13 protein-coding genes are annotated in these 10,997 nt (G+C 49.5%); 6 read left to right on the forward strand and 7 right to left on the reverse strand.

Annotation, left to right across the window (positions count from 1 at the left end):
- Window positions 1–97: 97 nt before the first annotated feature.
- Entirely contained in the window at window positions 98–808 is a 711-nt protein-coding gene (sfsA, locus tag VC28_RS17580; RefSeq protein ID WP_049632508.1) for a DNA/RNA nuclease SfsA, read from the forward strand.
- On the opposite strand, the gene VC28_RS17585 is transcribed toward sfsA, so the two are convergent.
- The gene (locus VC28_RS17585) at window positions 771–1,715 is read right to left on the reverse strand and encodes a DMT family transporter (RefSeq protein ID WP_049631791.1); all 945 of its coding nucleotides are present in this window, start codon (window positions 1,713–1,715) and stop codon (window positions 771–773) included. The two genes, sfsA and VC28_RS17585, sit on opposite strands and share 38 nt — an antisense overlap.
- A 162-nt stretch (window positions 1,716–1,877) precedes the next feature.
- Window positions 1,878–2,423, reverse strand: a complete 546-nt coding sequence (locus tag VC28_RS17590) for a DUF4136 domain-containing protein (protein WP_049631792.1) — start codon at window positions 2,421–2,423, stop codon at window positions 1,878–1,880.
- 148 nt (window positions 2,424–2,571) lie between these two features.
- Between VC28_RS17590 and VC28_RS17595 the strand changes: the two genes are divergently transcribed.
- The 3 genes from VC28_RS17595 to VC28_RS17605 all read left to right on the forward strand — a co-directional run bounded on the left by VC28_RS17595 (window position 2,572) and on the right by VC28_RS17605 (window position 4,339).
- Complete coding sequence (locus VC28_RS17595) at window positions 2,572–3,390, forward strand: undecaprenyl-diphosphate phosphatase (protein ID WP_049631793.1); 819 nt, start codon at window positions 2,572–2,574, stop codon at window positions 3,388–3,390.
- 119 nt (window positions 3,391–3,509) lie between these two features.
- Complete coding sequence (locus VC28_RS17600) at window positions 3,510–3,776, forward strand: PepSY domain-containing protein (protein WP_049631794.1); 267 nt, start codon at window positions 3,510–3,512, stop codon at window positions 3,774–3,776.
- A 2-nt stretch (window positions 3,777–3,778) separates the two neighbouring features.
- Window positions 3,779–4,339 carry a cytochrome b/b6 domain-containing protein gene (locus tag VC28_RS17605; protein WP_049631795.1) on the forward strand — a complete coding sequence of 187 codons (561 nt, stop codon included), beginning with the start codon at window positions 3,779–3,781 and terminating at the stop codon, window positions 4,337–4,339.
- A gap of 5 nt (window positions 4,340–4,344) precedes the next feature.
- On the opposite strand, the gene VC28_RS17610 is transcribed toward VC28_RS17605, so the two are convergent.
- From VC28_RS17610 to VC28_RS17630, 5 genes are all read right to left on the reverse strand, one after another.
- Window positions 4,345–4,722, reverse strand: a complete 378-nt coding sequence (locus tag VC28_RS17610) for a gamma-butyrobetaine hydroxylase family protein (protein ID WP_049631796.1) — start codon at window positions 4,720–4,722, stop codon at window positions 4,345–4,347.
- Window positions 4,723–4,745: 23 nt separating this feature from the next.
- Window positions 4,746–6,068, reverse strand: a complete 1,323-nt coding sequence (hslU, locus tag VC28_RS17615; protein WP_049631797.1) for an ATP-dependent protease ATPase subunit HslU — start codon at window positions 6,066–6,068, stop codon at window positions 4,746–4,748.
- Window positions 6,069–6,169: 101 nt separating this feature from the next.
- Window positions 6,170–6,694, reverse strand: a complete 525-nt coding sequence (hslV, locus tag VC28_RS17620) for an ATP-dependent protease subunit HslV (RefSeq protein WP_049631798.1) — start codon at window positions 6,692–6,694, stop codon at window positions 6,170–6,172.
- 98 nt (window positions 6,695–6,792) lie between these two features.
- On the reverse strand, window positions 6,793–7,338 hold the full coding sequence (locus tag VC28_RS17625; RefSeq protein WP_049631799.1) for an SPOR domain-containing protein: 546 nt from the start codon (window positions 7,336–7,338) through the stop codon (window positions 6,793–6,795).
- 99 nt (window positions 7,339–7,437) lie between these two features.
- The gene (locus tag VC28_RS17630; protein WP_049632509.1) at window positions 7,438–9,666 is read right to left on the reverse strand and encodes a primosomal protein N'; all 2,229 of its coding nucleotides are present in this window, start codon (window positions 9,664–9,666) and stop codon (window positions 7,438–7,440) included.
- A 238-nt stretch (window positions 9,667–9,904) separates the two neighbouring features.
- Between VC28_RS17630 and rpmE the strand changes: the two genes are divergently transcribed.
- Together rpmE and VC28_RS17640 are read left to right on the forward strand one after the other, a co-directional pair.
- Window positions 9,905–10,129: a 50S ribosomal protein L31 gene (gene rpmE, locus VC28_RS17635; protein WP_049631800.1), complete on the forward strand. Its 225-nt coding sequence runs from the start codon at window positions 9,905–9,907 to the stop codon at window positions 10,127–10,129.
- A 158-nt stretch (window positions 10,130–10,287) separates the two neighbouring features.
- Window positions 10,288–10,989, forward strand: a complete 702-nt coding sequence (locus VC28_RS17640) for a thermonuclease family protein (protein WP_231591826.1) — start codon at window positions 10,288–10,290, stop codon at window positions 10,987–10,989.
- The last annotated feature ends 8 nt before the right edge of the window (window positions 10,990–10,997 follow it).

Here is a 10,997-nt window from a genome sequence, read left to right on the forward strand (position 1 = left end):
GATGCAAACCTATTCCAAACAAAAACTATAGCCCCAAATTGGCGCAATTGTGCTTCAATTTGCGCCTTGTCTGCCTTCATTTGATTGTGATTCTTTTATGGCTGTCTTGTTCCCTGCTCTGTTGCTTCGACGTTACAAACGGTTTTTGGCGGATGTTCGTTTGCCGGACGGAAGTGAAATCACTATTCACTGCCCCAATACCGGTTCGATGAAAAATTGTGTCGTACCAGAAAGTCCTTGTTGGTATTCCCTGAGCGAAAATAAAGCGCGCAAATATCCACAAACACTGGAATTGGTCACTACATCTGGCGGCCACATTGCCGGTATCAATACCGGGCGCGCCAATGATTTGGTCGAGGCTGCAATCCAATCAGGCGTTATTACCGAACTACAAGGTTATGGTTCGCTCAAGCGCGAACAAATTTATGGTGAAGAAAAATCGCGCATCGATTTTTTGTTAAGTAGCAATCCAGCAGATGCGCGGTTTTGTTACGTTGAAGTTAAAAATGTCACCTTGATGGAAAGCGAAGGCGAGGGTTTTTTTCCTGATGCAGTGAGCGAGCGTGGCAGTAAGCATTTGCGCGAGTTGATGGCGATGCGTGCGCAAGGGCACAGGGCTGTGTTGTTATTTTGTGTGCAGCACAGTGGGATATTATCGGTGCGCGCTGCCGCGCATATCGATGCCATTTATGCTGCGACGCTGGCCAGTGCGCATGCAGCCGGGGTCGAGGTGATTGCCTATGGTGCGACGATTCAGCCTGAGCAACACCTCATTGCGTTGGATCGCCCGCTACCGGTTTTGTTGTAGTGATTTTCGCCGTTGTGAAATTGACCACCGCAACGGCCCCCAAAATTAAAATAGTCGCACTGAATTCCGGCCAGCCGGGGCGCTCGCCCAATAATAAAATTCCAGACAGGACTCCAATCAGCGGTGTGATTAACGACGACAGAGAAGACACGCTGACGGGAACCAAACTGACCAATCGCACCCACGCCCAATAGCAAAACATAAAGGCGATAAACACATTGTAAAATACCCCCCAAAGCGCAAGATGCGATGGCATTTTTTGTGGTAGCCCATCAACAATCGCTGCAGCAATCAATACCGGAATGCTGGCCAGTAATAATAGCCAGCCAGTGAGCACCACGGTATTTATAGGGATTTTCCAGCGCTTCATCATCACTGTGCCCGCAGCCCAACACCAGGCGGCAACAATCATCAGTACTGCACCGATGAGTAAATTGTTATCGATTGGCCCACCAAACCAGCTGATTAATGACTCGCTCATTAATGCAAAAACACCTGCAGCTCCCAATAGCAATGCGATGCCCACGCGCAGAGTGAATTTATCCTGCAATACCCAAATGGATAAGAGTACTGTCCAGATGGGCATGGTGTAGCCCAATAATGCCGAGCGCCCGGCAGGCAATAAACTCAGTCCATAAGTGGCTAGCACATTCCATGCAATAATATTGAACAGGCATACCCAGAGAATTTTTTGAACAAATCCGCGAGGCATTTGCAGGGAGAGTCCGGAAAAACGCGCAATACCCAAAATTCCCAGGCCGCCTAAACACAAACAAAAACCGCGGAATGTCAGCGGTGGAATTTCACTGATGATAAATTTCATGATTGGCCAATTAATTCCCCAGCCAATTGCCAAACCTATCAATAGCAAAATGCCTTCCGTAGACAGTCGATGTGAATTGGGCATGGAAATTTCTTCTTGTGACAGTGCGTTTTGTGAAGGCGCATTTACTTCGCGGGGCAGCGAGATCAGGGCGCGGGCGATTAATTAATCGCCGCGGCTACAGCAAAACCGTGAACAATAAAAGGCTGCTAATAATTAATTCTCACTAAAGCTTAGCTGGGAAAATTAATTCGTCTCGTTGGAGGGTGGGAATAGTTGCAATAACCGCGTAAAACTTTCACGTAACTTCTGTTCTGCTTTTAACGAAAAATGAATTAGCGGAATTCCTTCCGCGTTGCCGCGCCACACGAGGGTATTATTGCTCGATTGGGTTATATCAATAACGATAACTCCCTCCTGCTTTCCTTGCCCCAGTGTTTGTCCGGTGCCCAATCCCACATTGCCATGACGACCGACCGGCAGGCCAATCCCTATACCGATACTGGTGTTGCCGCCACGGCTGATGCGGGAAAATACTTGCATATCAATAAGCATGTCGGCATTGCTATCTGCGGGCGTGAAGCCTTGTGCGCGCAATTGTTCATCTGCAAGCTGTTGCAGAAATTGTTTATTGGTGCCACCAATATCGATATCCACCGAACGCCAGCGGTAGGTTTTTAAATGGCTGAAATCTGTCCCGGCTTTGTGATCATCGACGTATTTGATATTGGCGCAGGCGCTCAGGAGTGAAAACACTCCAGTGAGCAATAAAATTGAAACAAAAAGGCGCATGCTGTGTCTCCTATGGAATCCTGTGTCACGAGTATAACGCTATATAGACATCGGGTATGGGCACAGAGTTTGCAAACACGAAATAATTGCCGCAGACTTGCGCCGCCGAACCATTGAGTGATTACTATTGTTTGACTAAGGAGTTGTTGTGGATTTATTGCTGATTTTCAAAGCCATCATCATGGGGCTGGTAGAAGGGGTAACCGAGTTTTTACCTATATCGAGTACCGGGCATTTAATTGTCGTCGGGGATTTGATTAATTTTCATAACGACGGCCGGGTATTTGAAATTGCTATCCAATTGGGCGCTATTTTGGCTGTAGTAGTTGAATACCGGCGCAAATTTACCCAGGTTGCATTCGGCATGTTTAGCGATCCACAGGCGCAAAAATTTATCACCAATCTGATTATTGCATTTATTCCCGCTGCCATTGTGGGGGTGTTATTCATATCGCTGATCAAAACCTATTTATTTAACGCATTGACCGTTGCCACTATGTTGATTTTGGGTGGCTTGGTAATTCTGTGGGCAGAGCGGCGAAAGCACGATATCCGTGTCACAGATGTCGATGACATAAGCTGGCGGGATGCATTAAAAGTAGGTTTATTTCAGGTGATGTCGATGATTCCGGGGACTTCCCGCTCGGGCGCTACGATTATTGGTGGTTTATTTATTGGATTGGATCGCAAAGTAGCTGCAGAGTTTTCATTTTTCCTCGCCGTGCCAACCATGGTTGCCGCCACCGTTTACGATATATATAAACACCGTGATTTATTGGAAATGGGCGACTTCCCAATGTTTGCCGCCGGTTTTATCACCGCGTTTATTAGCGCCTGGATTGCTGTGCGTACGCTTGTGCGTTTTGTCGCCAATCATAGCTACGAGATTTTTGCCTGGTACCGAATTGCGTTCGGATTATTGATTTTGATTACCGCCTATACCGGCATGGTGAGTTGGTCCATGTGACAGAAAGGTTTATTTAATCTTTCTTTACACGGCAATGCTTGAGTCTTGTGGGTGGATATTTTGTAATCGTCCCGCGTTTAATACCAATCATAAATTTACTCAACCAGAGGAACACTTCAATGCGCAAATTACTCCTGACTTCACTGGTATTATTAAGTCCATTCGCTGTTGCCGGCCCTGAGTGCACAACGGTAGAAAAATCCCAGTGGCTGGATCAAACTAAATTTCAGGATGACTTGAAGGCTAAAGGTTACGAGATCAAAGTGTTTAAAGTGACCGATGGCAATTGCTATGAAATTTATGGCTGGAACAAAGAAAAGCAAAAAGTTGAAATTTATTTCAATCCGGTGACGGGCGAGATCGTTAAAGAAGAGATCGAAGACTAATTATGTCACCTGCAATGATTACGCTATGGGACCCGCTTGTGCGGGTTTTTCATTGGTCGATAGCTATCATTTTTGTGGCCAATATGTATTTCAATGAGGCGGGTGATGATTGGCACCAATGGTTAGGTTACGCAATGGTGGCGTTGTTGCTGGTGCGCTTTATATGGGGTTTTGTGGGCAAAGGGGCTGCGCGCTGGGCGGATTTTTTCCCTACGCCAGCGCGTCTCTCTGCGCATATCGGTGCATTGGTGCGCGGTCAGGCATACCATCGTATGGGGCATTCACCTTTGGGTGCATTGGTCATGATCTTGATGATGCTGTGCTTGTTGGCGCTGGGCGTTACCGGTTTTTTGGCGCAAGAGGTGGATTATTTCTGGGGGGAGGATTGGATCATTGATCTTCACGATGCGATTGCCAACAGTTTATTGGTGTTGGTATTGCTGCACATCGTTGCAGCTTTATTTGAAAGTTATCGCCTCAAGGAAAATTTGCCGCTGTCGATGATCACCGGAAAGCGCCGTCTGGGTGAGCTGGATTCAAATCACTCTCATCCCCAAGGTTAAACACACTACACAAATCGCACAATGCTGGTGTCGCGTTCCCGACTTTTCCCGGCATTGTGCAATTTGTTCTCATACTCTTGCCAGAGCGACTCCTGATTTTTTGCCAGCTCGTAAAAATAATCCCAAGTGTAAATACCACTGTCGTGGCCATCATCAAAAACCAGCTTGAGCGCATAGTTTCCTGCGCGTTCAAGCTGGGTGATCCGCACATCTTTCTTGCCGAATTGCAGGACTTCCTGGCCTACACCATGACCTTTTACCTCGGCACTCGGTGAGTGCACGCGCAAAAATTCGGCGGGCAATAAAAACTGCTCGCCGTCAAAATGCAGCTCCAGTTGTTGCGATTGTTTGTGCAGCAAAATTTTACTGGGAATTTTGGTCATAGTGTTTTTACAACATGTAATGCTTACAGAATAAAGCGGCTTAAGTCTTCGTTTTTCGCAAGTTCGCCCAGATGTGATTCTACAAAAGGTGCATCAATTTCCACTGTGCGATTACCATCACCGGCGGTGAAAGAAACATCTTCCAGTAAGCGTTCAAGAATGGTGTGCAAGCGGCGCGCGCCAATATTTTCAGTGCGCTCGTTTACATCAAATGCGGTTTCCGCAATGCGGCGAATACCATCTTTGGTAAATGTGATTTCAACACCTTCGGTTTTTAGTAACGCTTCTTGCTGTTCCGTTAGCGATGCTTTGGGTTCGGTAAGAATGCGTTCAAAATCATCCGGTGTTAATGCTTGCAGCTCAACGCGAATAGGTAAGCGTCCCTGTAGTTCCGGAATTAAATCCGACGGTTTGCTCAAGTGAAACGCACCCGACGTAATAAATAAGATATGGTCAGTTTTAATCGAACCATGTTTGGTGGTCACTGTGCAGCCTTCAATTAATGGCAGCAAGTCGCGCTGAACGCCTTCGCGTGATACATCTGCGCCGGTTACATTGCCACGGCGTGCAACTTTGTCGATCTCATCGATAAACACAATGCCGTTTTGCTCAGCCGCTTCAATCGCTTGCGTTTTGATATCTTCATCGCTTACCAGTTTCGCTGCTTCTTCATCTTGCAATTGTTTGAAAGCTTTTTTCACCGTCATCTTGGCTTTTTTGGTTTTGTCGCGGCCGAGCGATGAAAACATGCTTTGCAATTGGTTGGTCATGTCTTCCATGCCGGGTGGAGCCATGATTTCAACACCAACACTTGCGGCTGCAATATCAATTTCAATTTCTTTATCGTCTAGGTCACCTTCGCGCAATTTTTTGCGGAAAATTTGGCGGGTGCCTGATTCATGTTTGCTCTCTTCAGAAGATAAATCGCGTGCTGGAGGTAAAAGTGCATCCAGAATGCGTTCTTCCGCGGCTTCGGCAGCGCGATGCTGTACAGATTTCATCGCTTGCTCGCGGCACATTTTGATGGAGACATCGACCAGGTCGCGAATAATGGATTCAACATCGCGGCCCACGTATCCCACTTCAGTAAATTTAGTGGCTTCTACTTTTATAAACGGCGCGTTGGCGAGCTTTGCCAGGCGGCGTGCAATTTCGGTTTTGCCGACACCGGTGGGGCCGATCATCAAAATATTTTTGGGTGTGATTTCATTGCGCATATCGGCGGGCACTTGCATGCGACGCCAGCGATTGCGCAGTGCAATTGCCACAGCGCGTTTGGCATCGGCCTGGCCGACGATGTGTTTATCTAATTCGTGCACGATTTCGCGCGGAGTCATGGAGGACATAAAAAACTCTTAAGTAGCCCGCATGGAGTGAAACGTAATGCGGGGTGGTTAATCAATTAAGAACTCCCGTATTTCGCTAGGCTCCATACGGGCTACGGCTATCAATATTCGAGTGTTTCGATCGTGTGTGTTTGATTGGTGAAGACGCAAATATCGCCTGCGATTTTCAGCCCTTTTTCAACAATGGTGCGCGCATCGAGCGAGGTGTTTTCCAGTAGTGCGCGTGCAGCGGCTTGCGCGTAATTGCCGCCGGAGCCAATCGCAATTAAATCGTCTTCGGGCTGGATGACATCGCCATTGCCGGTAATGATGAGCGAAGCGTCTTTGTCCGCGACGGCAAGTAAGGCCTCAAGGCGACGCAAGCTACGATCAGTTCGCCAATCTTTGGCGAGTTCAACCGCGGCGCGGGTGAGTTGGCCATTGTGCGCTTCGAGCTTGGCTTCAAAGCGTTCGAACAGGGTAAATGCATCGGCGGTGCCGCCTGCAAATCCAGCGATGACCTGATTTTTGTAAAGGCGGCGCACTTTGCGTGCATTGCCTTTCATGACGGTGTTGCCGAGCGAGACCTGGCCATCGCCGCCGATTACCACTTGCCCTTCACGGCGTACAGAGAGAATTGTAGTCACTGGACTTCCTTTAAGATTGACATCACAGAAGCCAGAAAAATGGGGGCACACATACCTTTTTCAAGGCATGTGCATCAAGCAGATAAGAAGGGTGGGCCTTACTTGGTTTTTGCGCGCTTGAGTACCAGCGCATTGTATTGGTTGTTGACCAGTTGGGTGCGTGCGCTTGTCAGTGCAGTTTGGGTGGCAAACGGGCCAACCACAACGCGATGCCAGATTTCCCCTTTGCGAATTTCCACGGTTTCTATGTGTGCATCGAGATTGATCAAAATTAATTGCGCACGCAATTTATCTGCATCATCCGCGCTCGGGAAAGAGCCAACTTGCAAAATGTACTCGGTTGCCTGGTCTTGCGCGGGTTTTTCTTCGTTGATCGTTTCGCTTGCGGGCACAATAGTTTCACTTTCCTGCAGCAATTTGTAGAAATCAAAGCGCGGTTTGGGCGTTTTGTTTTCCGTTACTTTCGGTTTTGGTTCTTCTTTGGGTGCAGGTTCAGCCGCAGGGTTTTTAATGAAGTAGAGGCTTGCGGCAAAAGCACCTAGCACCAATCCGGCAATAAACCACACCCAAGGCGGTGTTGCACTGTTGGTGGAGGATGTGCGGCGCGCGGGTGCACGGCCTTTTTTGGCGAAATCTCTGCTCATGTAAATCGTATATCCGGATTGAAACGAGGCGCGATTGTAAACGGGCGACAGGTTTGAGTCACTAATCGGTGTATATGACCGCGCGCGTAGGCAGTTGGTTTAACCCATTTCTTGCGGATCAACATCGATTGACCAGCGTACACGTTTGGCTTGCGATACAGCTTCCAATTGTATTGCCAACTGGCTTAATAATTGTTGCAGTGGTTTGCGCTGGGCGCTGTTGATTTGCAATTGGTAGCGGAAGCGGTCGCCGCGCTTTTCCATCATCGCAGGCAGTGGGCCCAGATACTGTAATGCCGGATGAGGTGCCTGTAATTGCTCTGCTAGCTGGCGTGCTTGCGTCAAAAAATCCATGGCTGCTTGTGCGTATTGGCTCTCGGCACGGATCAGTGCCAGATGGCGATAAGGCGGCAACTGGGTGATGTGCCGCTCCTGCAATATTAAATCAGCAAGTGCGTGATAGCCTTGCTTTACCAGTGTTTGCACGAGCGGGTGATCGGTATGGTTGCTTTGCATGATGACCCGCCCGCGTTTTTGTTCGCGCCCTGCGCGCCCCGCAACTTGTAGTAATAATTGTCCCATACGTTCGGCACCGCGAAAGTCGGTGCTGAATAAGCCGGCATCGGCGTCGATAATCACCACCAAAGTCACATCGGCAAAGTGATGGCCTTTGGCAAGCATTTGGGTGCCGACAAGAATGCAGGGTTCGCCACTGTGGACATCGACCAACAGTTTTTGCATTCCATTTTTGTTGCGTGTGGAATCCCGGTCAACGCGAATAACTTTGTGCGCGGGGAAGAGTTGCTGCAATACGACTTCGCTGCGCTCTGTGCCTTGGCCAATTGGGTGGATTTTGCTGCTGTTGCAGCTTGGGCAGCGTTTGGGAATGCCGCGTTGGTGGTCACAGTGGTGGCAGTGCAGGTGACGCGGATTCTGGTGTACGGTCATGCGCGCATCGCAGTGATTGCAGTTGGCCAGCCAGCCGCAATCATGACATTCCAGCGTGGGGGCGTAGCCACGTCGATTGAGGAACACCAGTACCTGATTGCCTTTACCGAGGGCGTCACCTATGGCATCGATACTGGCTTGGGCAAAGCCTTCATGGAGAATTTCGCCACGAATATCGAGCAGTTGAATTTCCGGTGGTTTGGCATTACCTGCGCGCGCTTTCAAGTGCAAATGACGGTAGCGGCCTTGCTGTGCATTGTGCAGGGTTTCCAGTGAGGGTGTGGCGGAGCCAAGAATTAACGGAATCCCCAATCGATGGGCGCGCACTGCAGCAAGATCGCGTGCGGAATAGCGGAAACCATCCTGTTGCTTAAATGAAGCATCGTGCTCCTCATCAATGATCAATATTCCCGGCTCTTTGAGTGGCGTGAACAGGGCCGAGCGGGTGCCGATGATGATGCGCGCTATGCCATCGCGTGCGCGCAGCCAGGCTTCCAGCCGCTCGCGGTCATTGAGACCGGAATGCAGTGCAACAATCGGCAGGTTGAAACGGCGCTGGAAGCGCTCAAGGGTTTGTGGCGTGAGACCAATTTCGGGTACAAGCACCAAGGCCTGCTTCCCTTGTCTGAGCGTCTGTTCGATGGCTTGCAGATAAATTTCAGTTTTACCGCTGCCGGTTGCGCCATCGAGCAGGTAGGCCGTGAAGCTGCTGTAATCAATTTGCGCAAATGCGGCTACTTGTTCATCGCTCAAGTTCAGGGGTTTTTCACGCAGCAGATTGTGCGGTTGCGATGCTTGGTTGGGGGCGATTTCATCGATGCGCACAAGCCCTTTATCGATCAAATTTTTAGCCGTGCTGCGCGCAATCCCTAATAAATCGAGATCAGTCCGTGTGAGCTGCTGATGGGTTTGTAGGGCGGCAAGCAAAGCGGCCTGTTTTGGCGAGCGTTTGAGTGCCCCCTCGGGTAAGCCTTTGCCTTCGGTGGTCAGTTTGAAAACAGGTTCTCCGGCCAAGTGTGCTGGTTCGCCCTGGCGCAACAAGACCGGTAGGGCAGCTTGCAAGGCCTCGCCTGGTGCGCATTGGTAGTAATCGGCAGCCCAGAGACAGAGTTCCAGGAGTTCGCTATCAAGTGCGGGGCGAGTGTCGATAATCGCCAGTGCAGAGCGCATCTTGCCCAAGTCTTGCGTACTTTCTGTCTTGATCTTGATTAGTACGCCGACCAACTCCCGGTTCCCAAACGGTACCCGCACCAATACACCGGGTTGCAGGGCGCTGGCATCCTGCCCGGGCGGCAATAAATAGTCGAAACAGCGCCTTAACGGAACAGGAAGGGCTACTTCGAGTAGTGTTGGATTTTGGGATGATGAATGTGGAGTCATAGATGGCGGCAGCAAATAACAGATGGCCAGCATAGCCTATATCGGTTATCGGATGCGTAGACTGATTACTGTGAGAGTGTATGTTGGCGGCGATTTTTTATCCAAAACGGCGGTTTTCAGTTGCGCGCCAGCGGTTTTCTGGTAGTATCGCCGCTCCCAAAAAACGCCGTTTTTTTTAACCTATGTGCGGTGCCTGGCAATTGATCAGGTGGCGGCACAGATTACGAAGGCATTCATCATGAAAGCAGATATTCATCCAAATTACGTTGATGTAGCTGTAACTTGCAGCTGCGGCAACAGCTTCAATACCCGTTCAACTCTGGGTAAAGCACTTCACGTTGACGTATGCGGTGCTTGTCACCCATTCTACACTGGCAAGCAAAAAATCGTTGATACCGGTGGCCGTATCGATCGCTTCACCAAGCGTTTCGGCAGCCGTATCGGTGGTGCCAAGAAAGACTAATTGTCTTGTCTCGCACTCCTCTGGCATCGCCAGTAAAAACGCCGGGAATGAAGATTCCCGGCGTTTTTTTATGCCTGTTAATCTCTTCGTGCTTTATTGCGTGCCCCGCGTTTGCTGAATGTGGTTTGCCTTCCGGGGATAGTGTCCAGGTTGTCAGGGTGTCTGACGGTGATACATTAAAGTTGCATGATGGACGCTCGGTGCGGGTGCTTGGGATTAATGCACCGGAAATCGCTCATGGCGCTGTAAAGGGGCAACCTTTTGGTCGCGAGTCCAAGGCTCATGCGCAGATGTTTGTTGATGAAACCAAAGGGCGCATCCGACTCGGGTTTGAAAGGGAAATCAAGGACCGTTACGGGCGGCTTCTGGCTCATGTTTACGATAGTCAAAATCGCAGTTTGGCTGCTGAACAGCTGCGTGCAGGGATGGCGCTGCAAATTGCTGTGCCGCCTAATTACTCGCAAATGGATTGTTTGCGGCCGCTGGAGAATAGTGCTCGCGAAAAAAAGCTGGGGTTATGGCGTTCGTCCTATTGGCAGCCAGTGCAGATTACATCTTTGCAGGAAACCGAAGCGGGCTTCAGGCATGTGCGTGGACGTATTACAAAAGTCAGCATGAATACCGCAATTTGGCTGGAATTTGATGGGCAGCTGGTGGCGAAAATTGCCAAAAAAGACTGGCCATTATTTATGGGGAAATTGGCTGGTGTTTATAAAAAAGCCGATTGGTTGAGCTTAAAAGGCAAAGAAGTTGAGTTGCGCGGTTGGATTACCCGACGTAAGTCCAATCCGGCGCGACAATACAAGCCTTTGATATTGCACGTGCGTGTGCCCTCATCCATGAGGGTGGTCGATCGTTGATCGGGAAA

Origin of the sequence: Cellvibrio sp. pealriver, from assembly GCF_001183545.1 — a bacterium.
In the GTDB taxonomy this organism is placed as follows: Bacteria; Pseudomonadota; Gammaproteobacteria; order Pseudomonadales; family Cellvibrionaceae; genus Cellvibrio.

What these genes read in the sequence shown, in the direction of transcription:
- sfsA (WP_049632508.1), top strand. Translation starts at nt 98, where the DNA reads ATGGCTGTCTTGTTCCCTGCTCTGTTGCTTCGACGTTACAAACGGTTT.
- VC28_RS17585 (WP_049631791.1), bottom strand. Translation starts at nt 1,715, where the DNA reads ATGCCCAATTCACATCGACTGTCTACGGAAGGCATTTTGCTATTGATA.
- VC28_RS17590 (WP_049631792.1), bottom strand. Translation starts at nt 2,423, where the DNA reads ATGCGCCTTTTTGTTTCAATTTTATTGCTCACTGGAGTGTTTTCACTC.
- VC28_RS17600 (WP_049631794.1), top strand. Translation starts at nt 3,510, where the DNA reads ATGCGCAAATTACTCCTGACTTCACTGGTATTATTAAGTCCATTCGCT.
- VC28_RS17605 (WP_049631795.1), top strand. Translation starts at nt 3,779, where the DNA reads ATGTCACCTGCAATGATTACGCTATGGGACCCGCTTGTGCGGGTTTTT.
- VC28_RS17610 (WP_049631796.1), bottom strand. Translation starts at nt 4,722, where the DNA reads ATGACCAAAATTCCCAGTAAAATTTTGCTGCACAAACAATCGCAACAA.
- hslU (WP_049631797.1), bottom strand. Translation starts at nt 6,068, where the DNA reads ATGTCCTCCATGACTCCGCGCGAAATCGTGCACGAATTAGATAAACAC.
- VC28_RS17625 (WP_049631799.1), bottom strand. Translation starts at nt 7,338, where the DNA reads ATGAGCAGAGATTTCGCCAAAAAAGGCCGTGCACCCGCGCGCCGCACA.
- VC28_RS17630 (WP_049632509.1), bottom strand. Translation starts at nt 9,666, where the DNA reads ATGACTCCACATTCATCATCCCAAAATCCAACACTACTCGAAGTAGCC.
- rpmE (WP_049631800.1), top strand. Translation starts at nt 9,905, where the DNA reads ATGAAAGCAGATATTCATCCAAATTACGTTGATGTAGCTGTAACTTGC.